A 24,201-nucleotide genomic window follows, 5' to 3' on the forward strand; every position below is an offset into this window, starting at 1 on the left:
TGTCGATAGGTCGCTGCCATCACTCGAGTCAGCGTATCCGGTCACGTTTCGATCACCACCAGCGCCCATGGTTACAGGCCGGGTGGTATCCGATCACGACCGCAATGTTTTCGATCGGCTCATAAGAACAGACATTTATCGACTTACCAGGAGATAGTGGGCTATGCATGATTTGCCGCGTTGAGTAACTGAATTCCCGTTGGTGGAAATTGCCCCATGGACTCGTGATCAGTGAGTTGAATCACGTTATCCCCCGTGACGCCCCACTCCGACACCGGCCCGTACCTCCTTCCGCCGAACGCCAGTTGAGCCTTGGCTCTCGCAAAGGATCAAGCGGCTCATATGCCCCTGACCAAGGTCGACCGGCGCAATGTGTGACTCCGGTGCTTGTTCCCGACATGTGCTCTCGCATACGTTCCGGGCCTGTCCGGCGGACGCCGAATCCTGCCACCGCCCGGACTCCCCACAAACCCACTCACTCACGCAGGGCAGGAGCGGGGGACCCAGGTAAGTCGCCGGTCCGCGCAGCGGAACGGCTCGGGGTGAAGCCGCGTACGGCACACAGTGCCGTGGGCGGCCGGGCACCTCCCGGCCCGAACCCGACAGCTCACCTCGCAGGCGCCGGAGAGGAACATCCCCATGCCCCGAGGCAAGCACCGCCGCCCCAGAACCAATCCGCTCACCCGTCGTGTCGTAGCCGCAGGCACCGGCGGAGCGGCACTCACCCTCCCGCTCCTCGGCGCGACGCACGCCAGCGCCGCCCAGCCGGCCCAGAGCGCGCCCGCCGCCGCACAGTCCGTGCCGCAGGCGGCCCAGCCCGCCAAGTCCCTCACGTATACGGTGTCCAAGGGCGACACGCTCTACCGCATCGCGGACAAGTACGACGTATCGGGCGGCTGGAAGCAGCTCTACAAGGACAACCGCGCCGCCGTCGGCGACAAGCCGCAGCTGATCCACCCGGGTCTGAAGCTGAAGGTGAAGACGGCCAAGGCGGACGCCGCGAAGAAGACGGCGACCAAGTCCTCCGCCCCCGCCAAGCCGGCCGCGAAGCCCGCCGGCGGCGTCGCCGAGGCCACCCAGGCCTCCGCGAAGACCTACGCCAACAACCTGGACGGCTGGATCCGCGAGGCGCTGGACATCATGGCGCAGAAGGGGATTCCGGGCTCGTACGACGGCATCTACCGCAACATCATGCGCGAGTCGTCCGGCAACCCCCAGGCGATCAACAACTGGGACTCGAACGCCGCCAAGGGCACCCCGTCCAAGGGCCTCCTCCAGACCATCGACCCGACCTTCCAGGCCTACCACGTGGACGGCACGTCGTGGGACCCGTACGACCCGGTCGCCAACATCACCGCTGCCTGCAACTACGCGGCCGACCGCTACGGCTCGATCGACAACGTCAACGGCCCGTACTGAGCCGTCTGAGCCGTCCCGCCCAGCAGTCGTTCGAGGACGACGGCGATGCCGTCGTCCTCGTTCGACAGGGTGACCTCGTCGGCCACGGCCTTGAGTTCGGGATGGGCGTTGGCCATCGCCACGCCGTGGGCGGACCAGTCGAACATCGGGATGTCGTTGGGCATGTCGCCGAAGGCGACGGTGTCCGCCGGCCGCAGCCCCAGGTGCTCGGCGGCCAGCGCCAGGCCCGTCGCCTTGGTGACGCCGCACGGCTGGAGCTCGACCGTGCCGGGCCCCGACATCGTCACCGTCGCCAGCGACCCGACCACCGAGCGGGCCGTCGCCGCCAACTCGTCGTCGCTCAGGTAGGGGTGGCGCAGCAGCACCTTGCTGATGGGCTCGCCCCACAGCTCGTCGCGCCGGTCGACCCGCACGGCGGGCAGGGTCGGGTGCGGCATGAGATAGCCAGGCTCGATGAGCGTGAGCCCGTCGACCCCGTCCTGGTCGACCGCGGCGTACACCTGCCCCACCTCGGCCTCGATCTTGCCGAGGGCGGTCTCGGCCAGCTCCCGGTCCAGGGTGATGGACCACAGCAGCCGGTCCGCGCCGGCGTCGTACACCTGCGCGCCCTGCCCGCACACCGCGAGCCCCGTACAGCCGAGGTCGTCCAGGAGCGGCCGCACTCTCGGCGCCGGCCGGCCCGTCACCACGAGGTGCTGGGCACCGGCGTCCGCCACCCGCGCGAGCGCGGCGAGGGACCGGTCGGACAGGGTGTCGTCGCCGCGCAGCAGCGTCCCGTCCAGGTCGGTGGCGATGAGTGAATATGCGATGGGTGCGGCCATGATCAGAGAATACGGACAGCGCGCCCTTTCGTTTCACCGTGCGGCGGACGCCGATTGCCCGGTTGAAGGCCTCTGCACCAGTTGGCAACAACATGGTCCGCTACCTACCCGTGGGGCCGTCTCGGGCGGTACCTTCCAAGTGTCCAGGGGGGACTTGATCGGGGGGTCAGGTTGAGCAGTGGGCGCATACGTGTGGCTCGGCCCGGGGAGCTCGGCGAGGGGGAGAAGGAGCGCTGGCGCGCGCTGCGCGCGGCGTCGGAGACACCGCGCAACCCCTTCATGGAACCGGAGTTCACCGAAGCCGTCGGCCTGGTGAGGCCGCAGGCGCGGGTCGCGGTGGTGTACGAGGGGCTGGAGCCGGGCGGCTTCCTGCCCCATGAGCGGGGCCCGTTGGGGCAGGGCCGGGCGATCGGGCTCGGCGTCTCGGACGCGCAGGGCGCGATCCTGCGGCCCGGACTCGATCCGGACACGGGTGAACTGCTGCGGGCCTGCGCGCTGTCGAGCTTCGCCTTCGACAACCTCGAGGCCGAGCAGCGGCTGTTCGTCCGGTACGCGGCCGAGGAGCACGCCACCTACGTCATCGACGTGGAGAAGGGTTACGAGACGTACGAGTCGGTGCTGCGCGCCCAGTCGCCGAAGTTCCTGAAGACCACCCTGGCCAAGGAGCGCAGGCTGGGCCGGCAGGTCGGCGAGCTGCGGTTCGTCTTCGACGAGCGCGATCCGGCCGCGCTGCGCACGCTGATGGAGTGGAAGTCGGCGCAGTACCGCAGGACGGGCCGCCGTGACCGGTTCGCCCGGGAGTGGATCACCCGGCTCGTGGGGCGGCTGGCCCAGACCCGGGCGCCGGAGTGCAGCGGCACGCTGTCCGTGCTGTACGCCGGGCAGCGGCCGCTGGCCGCGCACTTCGGGCTGCGCTCCGCCTCGGTCCTGGCCTGCTGGTTCCCGGCCTACGACCCGGAATTCGCGAAGTACTCACCGGGTCTGGTGCTGCACCTGCGCATGGCCGAGGCGGCGGCCGCCGAGGGCATCGGCATGCTCGACCTGGGGCGGGGCGCGGCCGAGTACAAGGACGCGCTGAAGACGGGCGAACTGCCCGTGTACGAGGGTGCGGTGACGCGTCCGGGAGTGGGCGCGGCACTGCACTGGCTGAGCCGCGAGCCGGCGCGCCGCGCGCACAGCTTCGTCCGCGGCAGGCCACGGCTCGCGTCGCTGGCCACGCGGACCCTGAAGGGCGCGGCTCGGCTGCGCCGTACCTGACGACGAGGGGGGAGGGCGCATGACCCGTTCGGCACGTGCGCAGGAGGAGATACGGCGGTTCCTGGACATCGGGGCGGTGCAGGTCGCCGAGTTGGACCTCGACGGTGACGAGGCGGTGCTCAGACCGGGCCCGGGGAGTCCGCCGGTGACGCACGGCGAGGTGTTCGTGCTGGTCAGACAGGGTGGGCGGCCCGTGGGGACGCTGCTCGGGCGGGTGCCGGAGGGGGCGGATGCGAAGTCCGTGCTCGCGGCGCGGGCGCGGGCGGAGTGTGCGCCGGGGCCCGCGCAGGCTCGTGGACCCGGAGCAGCCGGTGAACCGCCGTACACGAGTGTCGTCATCGCCACCCGGGAGCGTGCCGGACAGCTGGCCCGGGCGCTGGACTCGCTGCTGGAACAGGACCATCCGCGGTTCGAGATCGTCGTCGTGGACAACGCTCCCGTGACGAGCGAGACGCGGGAGTTGGTCGAGCGGAAGTACGCCGAGCGCGTGCGGTACGTCTGCGAGGCGGTGCCCGGCCTCGCGGTCGCGCACAACACGGGGCTCGCGGCCGTGCGGGGCGAGGTGGTCGCCTTCACCGACGACGACGTGGTCGCCGACCCGCGCTGGCTGAGCGAGCTGACCGCGCCCTTCGCCGCCGACCCGGGACTCGGGTGCAGCACCGGGCTGATCCTGCCCGCGCGGCTGACCACCCCGGCCCAGGTGCTGCTGGAGAGCCACGGCGGCTTCGCGAAAGGCTTCACTCCAAGGACGTACGACCCGGCGCGTCCGCCGGGAGACGAACCGCTGTTCCCGTTCACGGCGGGGCGGTTCGGCTCCGGTGCCAACATGGCCTTCCGGACGGCCGCCCTGCGGTCCGTCGGCGGTTTCGACCCGGCCACCGGTGCCGGCACGGCCGCCCGGGGCGGCGACGACCTCTACGGCTTCGTCCGCGTCCTCGCCGAGGGCCACCGGCTGCGCTACACCCCGTACGCCCTGGTGTGGCACCACCACCGGGAGACCTGGCGGGACCTGGAGACCCAGGCGTACGGCTACGGCGCAGGACTCACCGCCTATCTCACCGCGGTGCTCGTGAACCGCCCCGCGCTGCTGCCGGCGTTCCTCGCGCGGCTGCCCCGGGGCCTCGCCCACGCCCGCACGCTGACCGCCGTGCGCGAGACGGAGGGCGGCGGGGCGCCGGGCGACCACGACGTGCGGACGCATCCGTGGCCGCGGCGGCTGTCGCGGTTGCAGCGCAGGGGGATGGTCTACGGGCCCGTCGGCTATCTGCGTGCGCGGCGGGCGCTGCGCGCGCGTGTTGAGGGGGCGAGATGAGGACGTCTGCACGTACGCGTGGTGAGGGGCAGGGGGACGGCAGAGGCCGGGCGGAGCGGGGTACGCGGGACGGTGAGGGGCCGATATCGCCCCCGGGTCCGGTCCGCTCCCCGGCCATCCCGGTCTTCCTGTACCACTCCGTGATGGACGATCCGCCCAGCTGGATCGCCGAGTTCACGGTCACGCCGAAGCAGTTCGCCGCGCATCTCGACGCCGTGGTCCGCAGCGGCCGTACGCCCGTCACGATCAGCACGATCGCCGATCATCTGGCCGGGCGCGCACCGTTGCCGCCCCGCCCCGTGCTGCTCACCTTCGACGACGGCTTCGCCGATCTGCCCGGCCCCACCGCCGAGGCGCTGGCCGAGCGGGCGCTGCCCGCCACCGCCTATCTCACCACCGGCGCCATCGCCCCGGGCGGCCGCAGTCTGCTGCCGCCCGCGCCGATGATGACCCTGGACCGGGCGGCGGAGCTGGAACGTTACGGCATGGAGATCGGCAGCCACACGGTCACGCACGCGCAGCTCGACACCCTGTCCGGCAAGGACCTGGCGTACGAACTGCGCTCGTCGAAGGCCGTGCTGGAGGACGCCCTCGGGCACGAGGTCCGCCATCTCGCCTATCCGCACGGTTACAACAGCCCGCGTGTGCGGGCGATGTCGGCCCGGGCCGGCTACGAGACGGCGACCGCCGTACGGCACGCGCTCAGCTCCGACCGCGACGAGCGCTACCGCCTCGCCCGGCTCATCGTCCGGCGTACCCACACCGTCGCCGACGTCGAGGGCTGGCTGGCGGGTGCGGGCGCGCGGGTCGCGCCGTACCGGGACGGGCCGAAGACGATCGCGTGGCGGTGGTACCGGCGGGCCCGCGCGGTGGTGCGCGGGCCCGAGTTCGCGGGCTGATCCCTGCCCGAGTTACTTGAGCGGCTGGTTGAAGTACGGGTCGGCGACCGCCTTGCGCAGGCTGTCCCAGGCCGCGTCGTTCGCCAGGGCCAGGTTGCAGTGCGGTCCGGGGTCGCGGTAGTTCCACTGGAGGGCGGCCTTGACGCCCTTGAGGCCCTTCAGCACGCCGGGCACCTGCGCGTACCACTCGGCCTGCCGCTGCGGGCGGGCCGAGTCCGCGGCGGTGCCGAACTCGGAGAGCATCAGCGGCTTGTCGTCGGAGATGTTCTTACGGATCCAGTCGTGCGCGGCGTGCTGTGTCTGCGCGAACGTGAGCCAGCCGGTTTTGTGGCAGCGGTAGTAGTTGTACTGGTTGTAGCCGATCCAGTCGACATACTCGTCGCCGGGATACATCCGCTTCATCTCGTCGGCGTGGTCGAGGTAGCCGGTGGTGATCCACGTCCACACCACGTTGCCGACGCCCAGTTCGCGGAACCGGTCGTGGATGTGCCGGTAGGCCTTCACGTACTCGGCGGGGGTGCCGTTGTCCGGGGTGCGGGTGTCCATCTCCAGGTCGAAGGAGAGGAACACCTTCTTGCCGTAGTCCTTGATGCGCCTCGCCTGGACGTCGATGACGGCCTCGTCCAGCTCGCCGGAGGCGATCTGCTTCCAGGTCGGCTGCTGCTGCTTCGTGCCGCCCCACCACTTGCTCTCCCAGGACAGCAGCAGCAGGTGGTCCTCGCCGACGCGCTGTTCCTCCGGGGTGAGCAGCTGGCCCTCCCGGCGGGTGCCCTCGGGCAGGGACATGTCGTGGTACGTGTACACGATGTCGAGCTCCCGGCCGACGCGCTTCTCGTAGGCGCGGACCTTCTCCGGCAGGTCGTCCCGCTCGTGCGGCACGAACGCCCCGAACCAGGCGCCGCAGGGCGGTTCCAGGAGCGCCGTGGGGCGGCAGTCCGCCTTGGAACCGGCGGCTCCCGGGTCCGGCCCGGAGGCGTTCCGGAGGGTGAGTCCGGCGACCAGGACGGCGCTGACGATCGTGGCGGATGTGATCAGCAGACGGCGCCGGCTCGATGCGAACGGGCCGGCGGACGGCTGCCCCTCGTGCGGCTGTGGCCTCCTGCGGTGCTGTCCGGTCGTGGTCGGCTTGCGGCGAAAGGGACGGTGGGGACGGTTGAACCTCACTGAGCAGAACCCTTCGGTGTCCTCGGAGTCGTCCTCGGCGGCGGGGAGGCGCGCAGCGGCGGACAGAACGCGGCGAGTGTGGTCAGCAGCGCCAGCGTCAGCAGCACCCGCTGCGCGCTGAAGGTGTGCGTGGCGATCAGCACGGTCGCGACGAGCATCACGGCGCCGATGCTCAGGAACAGCATCAGCATCAGCCGCTCCAGCAGGTCGGAGTGGCGGGCGAAGTCCGGGTCCCGGCGCTCGACGGGCCCTTCGGCGGGCCGCGCCCTGAGCGCGGGGGCGCAGACTCTGACCACGGCCGCGCCCGGGCCCGCCGCCAGGAAGAGGGCGACGGCGGCGCCCCGCAGCGGCGATCCGCCGGGCAGCGCGAGCGCGGCGAGAGCGAGCCAGCCGCCGAACGGCGGCAGCATCCGGACCACGAGTTCCTGCGGTGTCATCGCTGCGCTCCCTGCGCCTGCTTCAGTACGTAGAGCCATCCGGCGCTGTTCTCCGCCACGAGCTGGAACCGTGGTGAGGCGGCGACGGACTTCTGGATGCGGTCCAGCTGCGTCTTGTCGAGCTGTCCGTTCATCTCGGAGTTGGCCAACTGCCCCTGCGTGAGCAGGAAGTAGGCCCGGGCCGGCCGCTCCACCCCGGCCATGTCACTGGCGAGGGTGCCGGCCGGGTTCTTGACGATCCGGTCGACGTGGCTGCGGGCGTCGTCGAGGAACCAGTAGTGGTCGACGCTCCAGTAGGAGGCGTACGCCAGCGGGTAGTTGCGGTTGGCGGCCACGACGAGCGAGCCGTCGGGCGCCTGGTCGAAGAGCTGTCGTACGAGGGCCACTTCCTGCGGCGGGAAGTAGTTGATCCGGTCCTTGCCCGAGTAGGCCGGGACGAAAGCCAGGGTTCCGCCGAGCAGTGCGGCCAGCCCCACCCACGCGCCGAGCCCTCGTCCGCGGGCCTTCACGGGGGCGGCCTGCCGGCTGCCGGCCTCCTTCGCCGCGGCGTCGGCGGCCAGCGTACGGACCTTGGGCAGCAGCGCGGCGGCGGCGAAGAACGCGGCGCCGGGCAGCATGAACAACAGCACCCGGAAGATCATCTCGCTGCCGTAGCTGCTCGCCGCGAACATCGGCAGCGGGGCCGCCGCGATCAGCACCAGGGGCCGGGCCCGGTGCCGCAGCACCCGCTGGCGCAGGACGCCGACGGCCGCGAGCAGCAGGACGGAGCCGGACAGCAGCCGGGCCGCCCAGGAGGTCGCTATCGCTCCGGCGCCGGTCGGCGTGGCGCCGTATCCCGTCTCCACATTGGCGCCGACGTCACCGACGGAGCGGATCATGTCCGGCATCGCCGCGGACAGGAAGGGCAGCGCGGCCGTGAGACACCAGGCCAGGAAGATCACGACGGTCGTGACCGCCGGGACCCAGTCGCGGTAGCGGCGGCTGAGGCACAGGGCGATCAGGCAGACGACCAGCATGCCCGGGGTGAGCTGGTGGGAGATGACGATCGCCACGAGCATGACGGTGAGCACCACCGTCCACACCGCCTGCCGGGGCCGCCCACGTCGCCCGGCGGACCGGCCGAAGCGGCGCAGGACCAGGGCCAGGACGCCGACGTGCAGCGCGTAGGCCACGGACTGGGGGGAGAAATAGTCCTGCCCGACCCAGTTGGCGACGTAGAAGAGCCAGACGGCGGTCCAGATCAGCCGCCGGTCCTCCGTGAAGGTGCGGTAGATCAGCAGCAGCGGGAGCAGCAGCATCAGGCTGGAGGCCAAGGGCCACCAGGCCATGAACATCGCCGCCGAGTCCACGCCCAGCAGCCGCATCAGGGCGGCCTGCGCGGCGAAGAAGCCGGGCCACTGGTCGTACACCGCCATGTCGCCGACCTGGTCGGCCGTTTGCAGACCGCCTGCCGTCAGCAGATGGTCGATGACCGCCTCGTGCTTCCACGCCCAGGCGTACAGCGGGGTCGGGTAGAGCACGGCCTGCGTGGCCCGCTCCATCACCAGCAGCCCGAGGACGTACGCAGCCGCCCAGGCACCCGGCCGGCGCGGATCGCGGACCGTGAACCAGAAGCCGGTGGTGAGCGCCACGAGGCCGGCCCAGAAGGTCGGGTGCAGCGCGGTGACCAGCCCGTAGTCGTCGAGCCGCGAGACGTCGGTGTGCCGCATGGCGTACGCCCACAGGGCGAGCGCGACGAGCAGCGGAACGCCGGGCCAGGCCGGCGCGCGCCGCCCCGACCGGGCAGGGGGCAGGTCGGACAGGTCCGTCACGGGCTCATGGGCGGGGCTCGACGACTCCGAGGAGGAGGGGCTGGCGGACTGGCTGGAGGCTTCGGGGCTGCTGCCGGGGGTGCTCGCGCCGTCCCGTGCGGGTGTGGGTTCTGGCGTGGATCTCTCCCTCGGAGTTACTGGCGGACGCACGGTGGTTCCCCCCTGGCGGTTCGGCTCTGGTGGCTCTGTTCGGCTCTGGAGCTTGATCAGGCGCTGGGTCGGCCGTTCGGACTTCTGCGGTGCGCCAGCCCCATGGCCGACGCGGCGCGGCGGCAGACCGGCAGGAGCAGGACGAGTACGACAAGTACGGCGAGCAGGGGCGGCGCGACCGGTGCGAGCGCCGCACGCCACACCCAGCCGCCGACCGCGACGAGATACAGAACCCCCCAGCGCCCCGGCCACGTCAGCCGTCCGCCCGCGCTCGCGAGCAGCAGCCACAGCGGTACGAGACACAGCAGCTGGCAGACCGGCGGCGCCCAGCGAAGCAGCGGCTCGGGCCCGTCGAGCCCCACCGCGTCCGCGAGGAAGCCGGCCGTCTTCACATACAACGCCCCGTCCACCGGCCGCGGTTCCCGACCGAGCGCGACCGGTGCGGCGTACAGGGCGAGCAGGGCGGCGTACAGCGCCGTGCCGGGCAGCCACGGGTCGCGCCGGGTGCACAGCGTGATGGCGGCGACGAACACCACGAGCAGCAGGCCTCCCGCGGTGAGCGACGGCAACGGCAGGCCCTCCAGCAGCTGACGCCCCGTCAGTGCCGCTTGGGTGGCACCGTCGAGCCAGGGCAGGTCGCGCAACGGCGCCCAGAAGAAGACGGTGGCGACGCCGAGCAGGCTCCAGAGGGCGCCTCTCAGCCGCCGCTCCCGGGTTTCGTCCTCGGCCTCGGCGGTTCTCTCGTACCCGGCGGTGTCCTCGTAGTCGGCGGTTCCCGCGCGCTGGGGTGCTCTCGGCTCCCCGTGACTGTCTCGGTCCTCGCTCGTATCCGCCGTCTCGACGGCCTCGGCGCTCGCCCCCTTCTCCGCGGCGTCCGGATGCTGCTGCCCGTCCGGGTGATGCGGCCGCACGATCAGCGCCAGCGTGTCCGCCTGGAGCGCCTCGCGTTCGTATCCGGGGCACCCTATGAACAACGTGACCGTGTCCTCGTCGCCGTCCTTGGGCTGGTGCGCGGCCCGTCGGGCCCAGGTCGTGCCGTACCCGGCGGTGGCGTTCAGTTTCGCCCAGCGGGTGCCGTAGGAGGGATGGGAGGAATCGGCGGGCGTACGGGCCGCGGGAGCGCTGCCGTCGTGCCGCAGTGCCACTCGCAGCCCGGCCGTGGAGACCACGGCGATCAGCGTCATGCTCAGCAGCACCGCCCAGCCGGCGCCCGCGATCCCGGCCGGGGTGAACAGCACGGCCGCGCTGCCCAGCACCAGGGCGCACATGGCGCCTTGGAGGGCGGCGAGCACACCAGTGCGCCCCTGCACGCGCAGTACGCCGATGTACAACTCCACCACGACCCGCGGCAGCGCGCCGAGGGCGAGCAGCCGCAGCACGGTCGAGCCGTGCTCGGCGTAGTCCGGACTGAAGGGCGTGAGGATGTAGGGGGCGAAGAGGACCAGCACCAGCACGACCGGGACCAGCAGCAGCGTCATGCGCCGCAGGGCGCCCCGGACGCCGTCGGCGAGCTGTCGCGGGTCGTGGGAGGCGTGCGCGGTGAGGGACGAGGCCATGTTGATGGCCATGAACTCCATCGTGCCGCCGACGGTGTACGCCACGTAGAAGTAGCCGTTCTCCGCGGCGCTGAAGCGGACCGCGACCATCACCGGCAGCAGGTTGATCATCGCCAGGCTGAACAGCGCGCCCAGCGAGTCCCCCGCCAGGAAGCGGCCCATGTCGCGGAGTTTCGGGGGCTCCTTCTCGCGCTCGAGTTCGGCCTGGCGCGGGATGAGCCGGCGGAAGATCAGCCAGCCCAGCGGCAGGGTGGAGAAGGCGATCGCCACCGCCCAGGAGACGAAGATGCCGAGGACGGGCAGCGTGCCGGCGAAGACGGCCAGGAGGGCCAGTTTCCCGACCGAGAACACCGCGTTCCCGGCCGGCACCCACTCCGCCTTGCGCAAACCGGTGAGCACCCCGTCCTGGAGCGTGAGCAGCGCCCAGGCCACGCACGCCGCGACGAACACCGCGCCCGCCATGGGCGTGCCCAGGGGGGCGTACGACGCTCCCCAGGCGTCGAGCGTGAGCAGGAAGACGGCGGCGGCGAGCGCCACGATCAGCGAACTGGCCGCGTACGTGCCCCACACCAGGCGTCCGGTCTCCCGTCCCGCGCGCGGGACGAAACGGACCACGGCGCCGATCATCGTCGTCGCCGTGATGCTGGCGAGCAGCCGCATCGCGGCGATGGCGGCGGAACCCTGGCCGACGGCCTCCTCGGAGTAGTAGCGGGCGGCCACCAGCCAGAATCCCAGGCCCAGTACGGCGGAGACGCCGGTGCTGAGCATGAGGAAGTAGGCGTTCTTGAACAGCGAGTCGTGCGTGTGCTCGTCGGCGGCGGCAGGCTTCGGTCCGCCGCCGTCGGCGCGCGTGGTGGCGGGCTCGTGCACCTGGATCTCAGCCACGGGACTGACCCAGCCCTCCCGGTTCCGGCCTGCTGCGGGGTGGTTCTCCCGGTGCCTCGACCGGCCGTGCCCCAAACCGCTGAAGCACCTCGACGACCGTCCGGGCCCGCAGCGGGTCCACGGGCAGCGCGTGCCGCGCGAACCAGCGGGCCGCTTCGGGGGCCGGTGAGGGGTCGGTGAACTCCGCGCCGGCGTAGTCGTCCAGGGGCGGGTCGTAGAGGTAGCCGACGACGACGCCCTGCCGTGCCAGTGCCGCGATCGCCGCGTCCCGGTCCGCCACGAACAGCGGGACGCGGAACAACGGCTGGGTGCCGTACGCGTCACGCGGCTTGGCCCAGGGCGTGGACAGCAGCAGTTCCGTGCCCGCCCGGCAGGCGTCCAGCACGTCGTCCAGCCGGTCGAGCTTGCGCCCGATGCGACGCAGCCGCAGCCGGCCGGACTCCTGGCGGTAGTCGTGCATGTCGACGCGTACCCAGGGGTGGTGGGCGTCGAGCCCGGGCACCCGGCGGGCGGCCCGCGCGAGTTCGTCCGGGCGCAGCGGCATCCGGATCTCCTCGCGGTCGGCCAGCCCCAGCAGCCGGATCGCGGCCCAGGCGGCGCGCCGCAGCCGCAGCCCTCGCACCGCCGCCTCCGCGTACGGCCGGATCGCGTAGGCGAGTTCGGAGCCCGGTCGGCGCGACGTGAGCAGTCCCGCGCAGGTCTTCTCCACCGCGTCCCGCAGCCCCGGGTCGGCGAGGGAGAGCATGCCCCCGGCCTTCGCCCCGACGTGCTTGGACAGGCTGAACGCGGAGGCCTCGCCCCACGCCCCGACCGGCCGGTCCCCCACGCGGCTGCCGATGGCGTGCGCCGCGTCCTCGAACAGCGGGATCCCCAGCGCGTCGCACTTCTGCCTGAGGCGCGGCGCCGGGTCAGGATTCCCGTACAGGTTCGTCGTGAGCACGGCCGACACCGATCTCCAGGTCTCGTCCGGCACGGCATCGATGTCGATGGACGCGTCGAGCGGGTTCAACGGCGCCTGCACCGGACGCAGTCCGGCCGCGAGCACGACGAAGAAGATGACGTCGTCGTTGACCGGCGACATCAGCACCCGGCCGCCGGGCGGGCACCAGTGGCGCAGCGCCACGTACAGCCCGAAACGGCACGACGGTACATACACACATTCCCGGCCGAGCCGCACGCGCATGGTCTCTTCCAGCCGCTTGAGCTGCGAACCACGCCGTACCGAGCCCGGACCGGCCTCCCCAATGGCCATCCGCCCCCCTGGTGTGCCGTCGGAACGCCCCCTCCCCGAGGCCTTCCGGCACCCGCCCAGAGTCGCCCCGTTCGCACCGCTCCGTCAAGATTGCGTCGCGTCCTGTGGATAACTTCCGGCACGCACGAATGCGGCGTCCCGTCCGCCGCGCCGGAGTCGCACCGTCCGGTCCCACCCGGGCCCACCTGCCCCGTTCGCCCGTATCGCCTCCTCGGACACTGCCCAGGACCGGTGTGCCACCCGTAACGTGTGGCACGACCACGAACACGTGGCGACGACACGGCACACCCGAAAGCGAGGCAGCACCCGATGCCCCCCTTCGATGTCCCCGAGGGCGACCCCTTCGGTCCGCACAACCTGCCGTACGGCGTGTTCTCCCTCCCCGGCTCCTCCCACCGGACCGTAGGCGTCCGGCTCGGCGACCACGTACTGGACGCCGGCGCGGCGGCCCACGCGCTCGGCTCCCCGTACGCCTCCCTGCTCGCGCGGCCGACCCTCAACCCGCTGCTGGCCGCGGGCCGCACGGCCTGGTCGGACGTACGCCGGGCGCTGACGGCATGGGTGACCGTGCCGTCCCACCGCGAGACCGTCGCACCGATGTTCCACCCCCTGTCCTCGGTGACCCTGCACCTCCCCTTCGAGGTCGCGGACTACGTCGACTTCTACGCGTCCGAGAACCACGCCCGGAACGTCGGCCGGATCTTCCGCCCCGACGCCGAGGACTCCCTGACCCCCAACTGGAAGCACCTGCCGATCGGCTACCACGGCCGCTCCGGCACGGTCGTCGTCTCGGGCACGGACGTCGTACGCCCCGCGGGCCAGCGCAAGGCGCCCACGGACCCGGCTCCCGTCTTCGGCCCGTCCGTCCGCCTGGACATCGAGGCGGAGGTCGGCTTCGTGGTCGGCGTGCCGTCCCGGATGGGCGAGCCGGTGTCCCTCGACGGCTTCCGCGAGCACGTCTTCGGACTCTGCCTCCTCAACGACTGGTCCGCGCGCGACATCCAGGCCTGGGAGTACGTCCCGCTCGGCCCGTTCCTCGGCAAGTCCTTCGCCACGTCGGTGTCGGCGTGGATCACCCCGCTGGACGCCCTGGAGGACGCCCGGGTGGCCCCGCCGGCCCGGACGCACGAGCTGCTGCCCTACGTGGACGACGGCGACGAGGAACCCGGCGGCTACGACCTGCGGATCACCGTCGCCGTGAACGGCCACGTCGTCTCCGAGCCGCCCTTCTCCACCATGTACTGGACGGCCGCCCAGCAGCTGGCCCACATGACCGTCAACGGCGCCTCCCTGCGCACCGGCGACCTGTACGGCTCGGGCACGGTCAGCGGCCCGGCGGATCGCGAGCGCGGCTCCCTCCTGGAACTGACCTGGAACGGCCGCGACCCGCTCGAACTCCCCGACGGCAAGCGGACGTTCCTGGAGGACGGCGACGTGGTGACCCTGTCGGCCTGGGCGCCGGGGCCGGACGGTGTGCGAGTGGGACTGGGCGAGGTGACGGGGCGGGTGGTGCCGGCCTGACGGCGCTCCACGACCCGGATCTGGCCGACACTCGCCCCTCCCGGCGCTTCCGATGCCGCTGGAACCCTGACTCACACCGCCCGGCACCGTCATACTGGGCGTCGGGCGGTGTGCCCGCACGCGCGCTGTGCACGGCACGTTCGGCGCGTTCGTCGGTGCGTACGTCAACCGCGTCACCGGTGCGCACATCAGCCGCCCTCCCCCGCACGACCCGTAGCCGCCCTTCTTCCGACCAGGAACCGGAGCCCGTGGCAATGACCGTCTGCCTGCTCCTGCTGAGCGTTGTCGCCGTGACGGCCGCCGTACCCGTTCCCCGTGCGCTCACCCGGGCCGCCTGGCCCGAGCGGGAGCCGGTGGTCGCGCTGTGGGTGTGGCAGTGCCTGGTCGCCACGGTCCTGCTGTGCTGCGTGACGGCACTCGCCCTGGGCGCCGCCGCCGTCTTCGGCACGGTCCGCGCCCAGCTCTTCGCGCCGGCTCCGCCCGCGGTGACGGCGGCGTACGACCTGTCCACCACCCCGCCGTGGGCCGCCGCCCTCACCCTGCTGCTGGCCTGCGGTGCCGCCTGGACGACCGCGATGCTCGCGCGTGAACTCGTCGAGGCGCGCCGGCGTCGCGGCCAGGCTCGCGCCCACCTCCGCGAACGCGCCCCCGACCTGCCGGCCGGACTGCCCGCCGCCCGCGGCCCCCTCCTGGTCCTGGAGGACGAATACCCCGACGCCTGGTGGATGCCCGGCAACCCGCCCCAGCTGATCGTCACCACGGGCGCGCTGCACCGCCTCACGGACCACCAGCTCGACGCCGTCCTCACCCACGAGCGCGGCCACGCCCGCGCCCGCCACGACTGGCTACTGCACCTGTCCACCGCCCTGGCCACCGGTTTCCCCCGCATCCCGCTGTTCGCCCACTTCTGCGACCAGACGCACCGCCTGGTCGAACTGGCCGCCGACGACACGGCCTCCCGCCGCTGCGGCCACCTGACCACGGCCCTGGCCCTGATCGAGCTCAACCAGCACCGCGGCGTCCTGTCCTGCGCCTCCAGCCACCGGCTGCTGGGCGAGCGGGTCGACCGGCTCCTGGAACCGCCGCCCCGGCTGGGCCGCCGGCACCGGGCCCTGACGACCACCACGGCCGCGCTGGTACCGCTGCTGCCCCTGCTGATCGTGTTCGCGCCGGGGCTGACCGCCCTGTCGTAGCCCTACCGGCCCGGGCGGCCGGTGGCGCCGGCATGGTCACCGTCGGCGGGCTCGGCTGGGCCGCGCCTCCGCGGTCGTGGAGCTGCGGGGCCGCCCCCTCACCCGCCGGCTGCCCCGCACCGCGCGTTTTCCCGGCGCCGGGCTCCCAGGCCCGTACGGCTACGACAGGGCGTACGCGGCACGGCACTGTGGCGACCCGCTGCGCGGCACGGCCGGGAGCGCAGGCCGACGCCCAGGCCAGGCGGGCGGACGCCCAGCCCTGCCGATGCCCCGGCCGGGAGCGCAGGCCAATGCCCAGGCCGGACCAACGCCCAGCTCTGCCGATGCCCTGCCCCTGCCCCAGCGGGAGCTCGGCCCTATATCCAGTCGGGCTCCGGCTCCCCGTCCAGCTCCGGCCAATCCTCCGGTCCGCCCGGGTCCTGGCCGGGCGCCTCAGCCACCGTCGAGCCGGCCACCGCAGCCGAGCCGGCCACCGGAGCCGCGCCCTGCGGCCCGCCCAGTGACGCGAGGACCTCCAGCACACCCTCCCCGTACGTCGCGAGCTTCTTCTCGCCCACCCCGCTGATCCCACCGAGCTCGGCCACCGAGTTCGGCCACACCGTGGCGATCTCCCGCAGCGTGGCGTCGTGGAAGATGACGTACGCCGGGACGCCCTGCTCGCGAGCCTGCTCGGCGCGCCAGGCGCGCAGCGCCTCGAAGGCCGGCAGCAGTTCCTCGGGCAGCTCTGCCGCAGCCGTCTTGGCCTTGCGCTCGCCCCGCCCGGAGCCCGACGATCCCGACGCCCCCGACCGGGAGGTCACCGGCTTCTTCGGCTCCTTCCGCAGTGGCACTTCCCGCTCCCGCCGCAGCACCTCTCCGCTCGCCTCGGTCAGCACCAGCGTGCCGTACTCGCCCTCGACCGCGAGCAGCCCCTGGGCCAGCAACTGCCGGATCACACCGCGCCATTCGCCCTCGGTCAGCTCGTCGCCGATGCCGAACACCGACAGCTGGTCGTGGTCGAACTGAATCACCTTGCCGGTCCGCTTGCCCAGCAGGATGTCGACGATCTGCACCGCGCCGAACTTCTGCCCGCGCTCCCGCTGCAGCCGGACCACCGTCGACAGCGCCTTCTGCGCCGCGATGGTGCCGTCCCAGGTCTCCGGCGGGGTCAGGCAGGTGTCGCAGTTGCCGCAACCGGACGGGTCCGGGTCCTGGCCGAAGTAGGCGAGGAGCTGGCCCCGGCGGCACTGGGCCGTCTCGCACAGCGCCAGCATCGAGTCCAGGTGGGCCTGGGCCCGGCGCCGGAAGGCCTCGTCGCCCTCGCCGGACTGGATCAGCTTGCGCTGCTGGATGACGTCGTTCAGCCCGTAGGCCATCCAGGCCGTCGAGGGCAGCCCGTCGCGGCCGGCCCGGCCCGTCTCCTGGTAGTAGCCCTCGACCGACTTGGGCAGGTCGAGGTGGGCGACGAAGCGTACGTCCGGCTTGTCGATGCCCATGCCGAAGGCGATGGTCGCCACCACGACCAGGCCGTCCTCCCGCAGGAAGCGGGACTGGTGGGCCGCGCGCGTACCCGAGTCCAGGCCCGCGTGGTACGGCACCGCCTCGATGCCGTTGCGGCTGAGGAACTCGGCGGTCTTCTCGACCGAGTTGCGCGACAGGCAGTAGACGATGCCCGCGTCGCCCGCGTGCTCCTCGCGCAGGAAGCTCAGCAGCTGCTTCTTCGGGTCCGCCTTCGGCACGATCCGGTACTGGATGTTGGGCCGGTCGAAGCTCGCCACGAAGTGCCGGGCCGACGGCATGTTCAGCCGCTCGGTGATCTCCTGGTGCGTGGCGTGCGTGGCCGTCGCCGTGAGCGCGATCCGCGGTACCTCCGGCCAGCGCTCGCCGAGCAGCGACAGCGACAGGTAGTCGGGCCGGAAGTCGTGGCCCCACTGGGAGACGCAGTGCGCCTCGTCGATCGCGAAGACGGAGATCTTCCCGCGTGAGAGCAGGTCGAGGGTGTTCTGAAGCCGCAGCCGCTCCGGCGCCAGGTACAGCAGGTCCAGCTCCCCGGCGAGGAACTCGGCCTCCACCATCCGCCGCTCGTCGAAGTCCTGCGTGGAGTTCATGAACCCGGCTCGTACGCCGAGCGCCCGCAGCGCGTCCACCTGGTCCTGCATCAGGGCGATGAGCGGGGAGACGACCACACCCGTACCCGGCCTGACCAGGGACGGGATCTGGTAGCACAACGACTTGCCGCCGCCGGTCGGCATAAGCACGACAGCGTCGCCGCCCGCCACGACGTGGTCGATGACGGCTTCCTGCTCACCGCGGAAGGCCTCGTAGCCGAAGACCCGGTGCAGCGCGACCAGCGCCTCGCTCGCGTCGGCGCCGAGCGGCCCGGCGAGGCCGCTGCCCGCACCGCCCCCGTTCCCGGTCACCGCGTCCAGTTCCGTCATCACACCCGTCCCGCCCGTAGCGCCCATCGTTCCGTCCCCCGTGCGTCGCGCCTCGACCACTGCGTCCACCATAGGCGCCCGCACCGACAGCTCCGGAGTTATCCACAGGCCGCCCCGAACGCCTGCGTCAAGGACACGAACCTCGCTCACACGTTCGCGGGAGACCCCGCCCGTTTCCGCCCGATAGTCTGAAAGACCCGGCGAGACTCCGTCCCATGGGAGCACTGATGAGCGTCGCACCGAAGGCGTCCACGCCGAGCTGGCCGACCCCGCCGGAAGGCGGCTGGACCGCCGACGACCTGGACCGCCTCCCGAATCTGCCTCCGCACACGGAACTGATCGACGGGAGCCTGGTCTTCGTGAGTCCGCAGACCATCTTTCACGAGCGCGCCATTGACTTCTTCAAGTGGCAGCTCCAGTCTCTGGCACCAGCGGAATTCGAGGTCTTTCGGGAGTTCACCATTGACATCGACCGCCAGAACAGGCCCGAGCCGGACGTGGTCGTGGTGCGCGGGAACGTGGTGAAGGAGCCGGACCAGACCCGGTTCCCGGCAGAGGCCGTTCTTCTGGCCATCGAGGTCGTATCGGACGACTCCGTGTCCCGTGACCGCGAGACCAAGCCCCTCAAGTACGCGCGAGCCAAGATCCCCCACTACTGGCGCGTCGAGAGCGAGAAGGGTCGCGCTGCGGTCCACGCCTTCGAGCTGGAACCGACCACGGGCGCCTACACCAGCGTGGGCATCTTCCGCGAACGGATGAAGGTCGACGCCCCCTTCGCGCTGGACCTGGACCTGACCAAGATCAAAACGCGGCACGAGCAGAGCGAGTAACCCGGCCCCGCGAGGGACAGCGGCCCGGCACCCCCTGAGGGGAACCGGGCCGCTGTCTCGCAGCAAGCGGAGCGTCAGCGCACGAACACCCCCGCCTGCCCCGCCAGATCCAGGAAGTACTGCGGCGCCACACCGAGCACCAGCGTGACCGCCACGCCGATCCCGATCGCCGTGATCGTCAGCGGCGACGGCACGGCCACCGTCGGGCCCTCCGGCCGTGGCTCGCTGAAGAACATCAGCACGATGACGCGGATGTAGAAGAACGCCGCGATCGCCGACGAGATCACACCGATCACGACGAGCGGGGCGGCCCCACCCTCCGCCGCCGCCTTGAACACGGCGAACTTCCCGGCGAAGCCGGACGTCAGCGGAATGCCCGCGAAGGCCAGCAGGAACACCGCGAACACGGCCGCCACCAGCGGCGAACGCCGGCCGAGCCCCGCCCACTTGGACAGGTGCGTCGCCTCGCCGCCCGCGTCGCGCACGAGCGTGACCACCGAGAAGGCGCCGATCGTCACGAACGAGTACGCGGCCAGGTAGAACAGCACCGACGAGACACCGTCGGGCGTGGTCGCGATGACACCCGCGAGGATGAACCCGGCGTGCGCGATCGACGAGTACGCCAGCAGCCGCTTGATGTCGGTCTGCGTGATCGCGACGATCGCACCGCCCAGCATGGTGACGATCGCCACCGCCCACATCACCGGCCGCCAGTCCCAGCGCAGGCCCGGCAGGACCACGTACAGCACCCGCAGCAGCGCGCCGAAGGCCGCCACCTTGGTCGCCGCCGCCATGAAACCGGTCACCGGCGTCGGCGCGCCCTGGTACACGTCCGGCGTCCACATGTGGAACGGCACGGCGCCCACCTTGAACAGCAGGCCCATCACCAGCAGCGCGGCGCCGACCAGCAGCAGCGCGTCGTTGCCCATGGTGTCGGCGAGCGCCGGGTTGACGTCCTGGACCGTGCCGTCGACGACCTGCGCGATCGTCGCGTACGACATCGAGCCCGCGTAGCCGTACAGCAGGGCGATGCCGAACAGGGTGAACGCGGAGGCGAACGCGCCGAGCAGGAAGTACTTGACCGCCGCCTCCTGCGACATCAGCCGCTTGCGGCGGGCCAGCGCGCACAGCAGGTACAGCGGGAGCGAGAAGACCTCCAGCGCCACGAAGAGCGTCAGCAGGTCGTTGGCCGCCGGGAAGATCAGCATGCCGGCGACGGCGAACATCAGCAGCGGGAACACCTCGGTGGTGGTGAACCCTGCCTTGACCGCCGCCTTCTCGCTCTCGCTGCCCGGCACGGACGCGGCCTGCGCGGCGAAGGAGTCGACGCGGTTGCCGTGCACCACCGGGTCGAGCCGCCGCTCGGCGAAGGTGAACAGGCCGACCAGGGCCGCCAGCAGGATCGTGCCCTGCAGGAAGAGGGCCGGTCCGTCGACGGCGATCGCGCCCATCGCCGCGATGCGCGCCTTGGTCGTGCCGTAGCCGTCGGCAGCGAGCGCGACGACCGCGGCGAAGGCGGCCGCGAGCGCGACGACGGACACGAACATCTGGACGTAGTAACGGGATTTGCGCGGTACGAACGCCTCGATCAGGATCCCGAGGATCGCCGCGCCTACGACGATCAGCGTGGGCGCCAACTGTCCGTACTCGAACTTCGGCGCGTCGATCTTGGTGATCGGTTCGGCCGCGGTTGTCCACAGGCTGTGGACGGCTGTTGCGCTCACTTGGCCGCCTCCACCTCGGGCTGGGGGTCCTTCTTCTGTACGTCGGACATGGTCTGCTTGACCGCCGGGTTGACGATGTCCGTGACGGGCTTCGGGTAGACGCCCAGGAAGATCAGCAGTACGACCAGCGGGGCGACGACCACGAGTTCACGCACCCTGAGGTCCGGCATGGCCGCGACCTCCGGTTTCACCGGGCCCGTCATCGTCCGCTGGTAGAGGACGAGGGTGTAGAGCGCGGCGAGCACGATGCCGAAGGTGGCGATGATGCCGATCACCGGGTACCGGGCGAACGTGCCGACCAGGACCAGGAACTCGCTCACGAAGGGCGCCAGTCCCGGCAGGGAGAGGGTCGCGAGGCCGCCGATCAGGAACGTGCCGGCGAGCACCGGGGCGACCTTCTGCACTCCTCCGTAGTCGGCGATGAGCCGGGAGCCGCGCCGGGAGATCAGGAAGCCCGCCACCAGCATCAGCGCGGCGGTCGAGATGCCGTGGTTGACCATGTAGAGCGTCGCCCCGGACTGGCCCTGGCTGGTCATCGCGAAGATGCCCATGATGATGAAGCCGAAGTGGGAGATCGACGCGTAGGCGATCAGCCGCTTGATGTCCCGCTGGCCGACCGCGAGCAGCGCCCCGTAGATGATGCTGATCAGGGCCAGGACGAGGATGGCGGGCGTCGCCCACTTACTGGCCTCCGGGAACAGCTGGAGGCAGAAGCGGAGCATCGCGAAGGTGCCCACCTTGTCGACGACTGCCGTGATCAGTACCGCGACCGGGGCGGTGGACTCCTGCATCGCGTTGGGCAGCCAGGTGTGCAGCGGCCACAGCGGCGCCTTCACCGCGAAGGCGAAGAAGAAGCCCAGGAACAGCCAGCGTTCGGTGCTGGTCGCCATGTCGAGCGAGCCGTTGGCGCGGGCCTCGGCGATCTCCGTGAGCGAGAAGTTCCCGGCGACCACGTACAGGCCGATCACCGCGGCCAGCATGATCAGACCGCCGACCAGGTTGTAGAGGAGGAACTTCACCGCCGCGTACGACCGTTGCGTCGCCGCCGCCTTCTCGCCGTGCTCGTGGGCACGGTCCCCGAAGCCGCCGATGAGGAAGTACATCGGGATCAGCATGGCTTCGAAGAAGATGTAGAAGAGGAAGACGTCGGTGGCCTCGAAGGAGAGGATCACCATCGCCTCGACGGCCAGGATCAGGGCGAAGAAGCCCTGCGTCGGCCGCCAGCGCTTGCTGCCGGTCTCCAGCGGGTCGGCGTCGTGCCAGCCCGCGAGGATGATGAAGGGGATCAGCAGGGCGGTCAGCGCGATCAGCGCCACCGCGATGCCGTCCACGCCCAGTTCGTAGCGGACACCGAAGTCCGCGATCCAGGCGTGGGACTCGGTGAGCTGGTAGCGGTCGCCGTCCGGGTCGAAGCGCACCAGGACGGTGATCGCCAGGACGAGCGTGGCGAGCGAGAAGAGCAGCGCCAGCCATTTGGCGGCGGTGCGCTTCGCGGCCGGTACGGCGGCCGTGGCGATCGCCCCGACGGCCGGGAGCGCCGCTGTCACTGTCAGCAGAGGAAAGGACATCGGTATCAGACCGCCCTCATCAGCAGGGTCGCGGCGACGATGACCGCCGCGCCGCCGAACATCGAGACCGCGTAGGAGCGGGCGAAGCCGTTCTGCAGCTTGCGCATCCGCCCGGAGAGGCCGCCGACCGAGGCCGCCGTGCCGTTGACGACGCCGTCGACCATGGTGTGGTCGACGTAGACCAGGGACCGCGTGAGGTGCTCGCCGCCGCGGACCAGGACGACGTGGTTGAAGTCGTCCTGGAGCAGGTCGCGCCGGGCGGCCCGGGTGAGCAGCGAGCCGCGCGGGGCGACGGCCGGGACCGGGCGGCGGCCGTACTGCGCCCAGGCGACGGCGACACCGAGGACCATCACGGCGACCGTGGCCAGCGTGACCGTGAGGGCGCTGATCGGCGGGTGGCCGTGGTCGTGTCCGGTGATCGGCTCCAGCCAGTGCATGAAGCGGTCACCGATGCTGAAGAACGCACCGCCGCCCACCGACCCGACGGCCAGCACGATCATCGGGATCGTCATGACCTTGGGCGACTCGTGCGGGTGCGGCGGGGTGTACTCGCCGCGGGTCTCGGCGGCGGGTTCCACGTCCGGTTCGGCCGGGGACGGTGTCGGGGCGTTGCGCCAGCGCTCCTCGCCGAAGAACGTCATCAGCATCACGCGCGTCATGTAGTACGCGGTGATGGCCGCGCCGAGCAGGGCGCAGGCGCCGAGGATCCAGCCCTCGGTGCCGCCCTTGGCGAACGCCGCCTCGATGATCTTGTCCTTGGAGAAGAAGCCGGACAGGCCCGGGAAGCCGATGATGGCCAGGTAGCCGAGGCCGAAGGTGACGAAGGTGACCGGCATGTACTTGCGCAGTCCGCCGTAGCGGCGCATGTCGACCTCGTCGTTCATGCCGTGCATGACCGAACCGGCGCCGAGGAACAGCCCTGCCTTGAAGAAGCCGTGCGTCACCAGGTGCATGATCGCGAAGACGTAGCCGATGGGGCCGAGGCCGGCGGCGAGGATCATGTAACCGATCTGCGACATGGTCGAGCCGGCCAGGGCCTTCTTGATGTCGTCCTTCGCGCAACCGACGATCGCACCGAACAGGAGCGTGACGGCACCGACGATGGTGACGACGAGCTGCGCGTCGGGGGCGCCGTTGAAGACGGCTCCGGAGCGGACGATCAGGTACACGCCCGCCGTCACCATGGTCGCGGCGTGGATGAGGGCCGAGACCGGGGTCGGGCCCTCCATCGCGTCCCCGAGCCAGGACTGGAGCGGTACCTGGGCGGATTTGCCGCAGGCGGCGAGCAGCAGCATCAGCGCGATCGCGGTGAGCTTGTCCTCACCGGCGGCTCCGGCGAGCCCGGCCTCCTCGTGGCTGCCGAGCACCGGCCCGAAGGCGAAGGTGCCGAACCACAGGAACATCAGCATGATCGCGATGGACAGGCCCATGTCGCCGACGCGGTTGACCAGGAAGGCCTTCTTCGCGGCCGTGGCGGCGCTGGGCTTGTGCTGCCAGAAGCCGATCAGCAGGTAGGAGGCGAGACCGACGCCTTCCCAGCCGACGTACAGCAGCAGGTAGTTGTCGGCGAGGACGAGCAGCAGCATCGCCGCGAGGAACAGGTTCAGGTAGCCGAAGAAGCGGCGGCGCCGCTCGTCGTGCTCCATGTACCCGACGGAGTAGAGGTGGATCAGCGATCCGACGCCCGTGATCAGCAGCACGAACGTCATGGACAGCTGGTCGAGCTGGAAGGCGACGTCCGCCTGGAAGCCCTCCACCGGGATCCAGCTGAACAGGTGCTGGGCCATGACCCGGTGTTCGGCGTCCTGGCCCAGCATGTCGGTGAACAGCACCAGGCCGAGGACGAAGGAGGCGGCCGCGAGCAGCGTGCCGATCCAGTGGCCGACGGCGTCCAGCCGGCGTCCGCCGCACAGCAGGACCGCCGCTCCGAGCAGGGGCGCCGCCACCAGCAGCGCAATCAGGTTCTCCACGATTCTTCCGACCCC

General features: G+C 71.4%; 17 protein-coding genes and 1 riboswitch. Of the genes, 7 read left to right on the top strand and 10 right to left on the bottom strand.

All coding sequences use genetic code 11. From position 1 onward, the window contains the following. The first annotated feature begins 458 nt into the window (after positions 1-458). Positions 459-634, top strand: a riboswitch (cyclic di-AMP (ydaO/yuaA leader). A gap of 5 nt (positions 635-639) precedes the next feature. Further along, positions 640-1,419 carry a transglycosylase SLT domain-containing protein gene (locus ACIBNA_RS29605; RefSeq protein ID WP_399168238.1) on the top strand — a complete coding sequence of 260 codons (780 nt, stop codon included), beginning with the start codon at positions 640-642 and terminating at the stop codon, positions 1,417-1,419. Here the strand turns inward: ACIBNA_RS29605 and ACIBNA_RS29610 are convergent. Continuing rightward, the gene (locus ACIBNA_RS29610; RefSeq protein WP_399168239.1) at positions 1,383-2,240 is read right to left on the bottom strand and encodes an HAD family hydrolase; all 858 of its coding nucleotides are present in this window, start codon (positions 2,238-2,240) and stop codon (positions 1,383-1,385) included. The genes ACIBNA_RS29605 and ACIBNA_RS29610 overlap by 37 nt on opposite strands. Positions 2,241-2,432: 192 nt before the next feature. Between ACIBNA_RS29610 and ACIBNA_RS29615 the strand changes: the two genes are divergently transcribed. The 3 genes from ACIBNA_RS29615 (at position 2,433) to ACIBNA_RS29625 (ending at position 5,708) form a co-directional block, all read left to right on the top strand. Beyond that, positions 2,433-3,497, top strand: coding sequence for a GNAT family N-acetyltransferase (locus ACIBNA_RS29615; RefSeq protein WP_399168240.1), 1,065 nt, complete (start codon positions 2,433-2,435; stop codon positions 3,495-3,497). Positions 3,498-3,516: 19 nt separating this feature from the next. Then, positions 3,517-4,809, top strand: coding sequence for a glycosyltransferase (locus tag ACIBNA_RS29620; protein ID WP_399168241.1), 1,293 nt, complete (start codon positions 3,517-3,519; stop codon positions 4,807-4,809). 143 nt (positions 4,810-4,952) lie between these two features. Next, complete coding sequence (locus ACIBNA_RS29625) at positions 4,953-5,708, top strand: polysaccharide deacetylase family protein (RefSeq protein WP_399168242.1); 756 nt, start codon at positions 4,953-4,955, stop codon at positions 5,706-5,708. A gap of 12 nt (positions 5,709-5,720) precedes the next feature. Here ACIBNA_RS29625 and ACIBNA_RS29630 read toward each other — a convergent pair whose 3' ends face one another. The 5 genes from ACIBNA_RS29630 to ACIBNA_RS29650 form a co-directional block, all read right to left on the bottom strand. Then, a complete protein-coding gene (locus ACIBNA_RS29630; protein WP_399168243.1) occupies positions 5,721-6,872 on the bottom strand; it encodes a glycosyl hydrolase in 1,152 nt (383 codons plus the stop codon). Further along, positions 6,869-7,309: a hypothetical protein gene (locus ACIBNA_RS29635; RefSeq protein ID WP_399168244.1), complete on the bottom strand. Its 441-nt coding sequence runs from the start codon at positions 7,307-7,309 to the stop codon at positions 6,869-6,871. Before ACIBNA_RS29635 ends, ACIBNA_RS29630 begins: the two co-directional genes overlap by 4 nt. Further along, complete coding sequence (locus tag ACIBNA_RS29640; protein ID WP_399168245.1) at positions 7,306-9,120, bottom strand: glycosyltransferase; 1,815 nt, start codon at positions 9,118-9,120, stop codon at positions 7,306-7,308. Before ACIBNA_RS29640 ends, ACIBNA_RS29635 begins: the two co-directional genes overlap by 4 nt. Positions 9,121-9,326: 206 nt before the next feature. Next, positions 9,327-11,711: a lipopolysaccharide biosynthesis protein gene (locus ACIBNA_RS29645; protein ID WP_399168246.1), complete on the bottom strand. Its 2,385-nt coding sequence runs from the start codon at positions 11,709-11,711 to the stop codon at positions 9,327-9,329. Next, complete coding sequence (locus ACIBNA_RS29650) at positions 11,704-12,963, bottom strand: DegT/DnrJ/EryC1/StrS family aminotransferase (protein ID WP_399168247.1); 1,260 nt, start codon at positions 12,961-12,963, stop codon at positions 11,704-11,706. Before ACIBNA_RS29650 ends, ACIBNA_RS29645 begins: the two co-directional genes overlap by 8 nt. Positions 12,964-13,272: 309 nt before the next feature. Between ACIBNA_RS29650 and fahA the strand changes: the two genes are divergently transcribed. Together fahA and ACIBNA_RS29660 are read left to right on the top strand one after the other, a co-directional pair. Next, entirely contained in the window at positions 13,273-14,484 is a 1,212-nt protein-coding gene (gene fahA / locus ACIBNA_RS29655) for a fumarylacetoacetase (RefSeq protein ID WP_399168248.1), read from the top strand. A gap of 254 nt (positions 14,485-14,738) precedes the next feature. Beyond that, the gene (locus tag ACIBNA_RS29660; protein ID WP_399168310.1) at positions 14,739-15,677 is read left to right on the top strand and encodes a M56 family metallopeptidase; all 939 of its coding nucleotides are present in this window, start codon (positions 14,739-14,741) and stop codon (positions 15,675-15,677) included. 356 nt (positions 15,678-16,033) lie between these two features. On the opposite strand, the gene recQ is transcribed toward ACIBNA_RS29660, so the two are convergent. Further along, positions 16,034-18,094 (bottom strand): DNA helicase RecQ, encoded by a 2,061-nt coding sequence (recQ, locus tag ACIBNA_RS29665; RefSeq protein ID WP_399168249.1) that lies wholly within the window; start codon positions 18,092-18,094, stop codon positions 16,034-16,036. A 227-nt stretch (positions 18,095-18,321) separates the two neighbouring features. Here recQ and ACIBNA_RS29670 point away from each other — a divergent pair, with 227 nt between their 5' ends. After that, complete coding sequence (locus ACIBNA_RS29670) at positions 18,322-18,924, top strand: Uma2 family endonuclease (protein WP_399168250.1); 603 nt, start codon at positions 18,322-18,324, stop codon at positions 18,922-18,924. Between the two features lie 74 nt (positions 18,925-18,998). On the opposite strand, the gene nuoN is transcribed toward ACIBNA_RS29670, so the two are convergent. The 3 genes from nuoN to nuoL are packed head-to-tail and all read right to left on the bottom strand — an operon-like array spanning position 18,999 to position 24,186. Further along, entirely contained in the window at positions 18,999-20,648 is a 1,650-nt protein-coding gene (gene nuoN, locus ACIBNA_RS29675) for an NADH-quinone oxidoreductase subunit NuoN (RefSeq protein WP_399168251.1), read from the bottom strand. Continuing rightward, on the bottom strand, positions 20,645-22,216 hold the full coding sequence (locus tag ACIBNA_RS29680) for an NADH-quinone oxidoreductase subunit M (protein ID WP_399168252.1): 1,572 nt from the start codon (positions 22,214-22,216) through the stop codon (positions 20,645-20,647). The genes nuoN and ACIBNA_RS29680 overlap by 4 nt, the downstream gene beginning before the upstream one ends. A gap of 5 nt (positions 22,217-22,221) precedes the next feature. Then, complete coding sequence (nuoL, locus tag ACIBNA_RS29685; RefSeq protein ID WP_399168253.1) at positions 22,222-24,186, bottom strand: NADH-quinone oxidoreductase subunit L; 1,965 nt, start codon at positions 24,184-24,186, stop codon at positions 22,222-22,224. Positions 24,187-24,201: the final 15 nt, after the last annotated feature.

The sequence above is a fragment of the Streptomyces sp. NPDC050164 genome, from assembly GCF_044459945.1.
GTDB lineage: Bacteria > Actinomycetota > Actinomycetes > Streptomycetales > Streptomycetaceae > Streptomyces > Streptomyces coeruleorubidus_A.

What these genes read in the sequence shown, in the direction of transcription:
- ACIBNA_RS29605 (WP_399168238.1), top strand. Translation starts at nt 640, where the DNA reads ATGCCCCGAGGCAAGCACCGCCGCCCCAGAACCAATCCGCTCACCCGT.
- ACIBNA_RS29610 (WP_399168239.1), bottom strand. Translation starts at nt 2,240, where the DNA reads ATGGCCGCACCCATCGCATATTCACTCATCGCCACCGACCTGGACGGG.
- ACIBNA_RS29620 (WP_399168241.1), top strand. Translation starts at nt 3,517, where the DNA reads ATGACCCGTTCGGCACGTGCGCAGGAGGAGATACGGCGGTTCCTGGAC.
- ACIBNA_RS29625 (WP_399168242.1), top strand. Translation starts at nt 4,953, where the DNA reads ATGGACGATCCGCCCAGCTGGATCGCCGAGTTCACGGTCACGCCGAAG.
- ACIBNA_RS29635 (WP_399168244.1), bottom strand. Translation starts at nt 7,309, where the DNA reads ATGACACCGCAGGAACTCGTGGTCCGGATGCTGCCGCCGTTCGGCGGC.
- ACIBNA_RS29650 (WP_399168247.1), bottom strand. Translation starts at nt 12,963, where the DNA reads ATGGCCATTGGGGAGGCCGGTCCGGGCTCGGTACGGCGTGGTTCGCAG.
- fahA (WP_399168248.1), top strand. Translation starts at nt 13,273, where the DNA reads ATGCCCCCCTTCGATGTCCCCGAGGGCGACCCCTTCGGTCCGCACAAC.
- ACIBNA_RS29660 (WP_399168310.1), top strand. Translation starts at nt 14,739, where the DNA reads ATGACCGTCTGCCTGCTCCTGCTGAGCGTTGTCGCCGTGACGGCCGCC.
- recQ (WP_399168249.1), bottom strand. Translation starts at nt 18,094, where the DNA reads ATGACGGAACTGGACGCGGTGACCGGGAACGGGGGCGGTGCGGGCAGC.
- ACIBNA_RS29670 (WP_399168250.1), top strand. Translation starts at nt 18,322, where the DNA reads ATGAGCGTCGCACCGAAGGCGTCCACGCCGAGCTGGCCGACCCCGCCG.
- ACIBNA_RS29680 (WP_399168252.1), bottom strand. Translation starts at nt 22,216, where the DNA reads ATGTCCTTTCCTCTGCTGACAGTGACAGCGGCGCTCCCGGCCGTCGGG.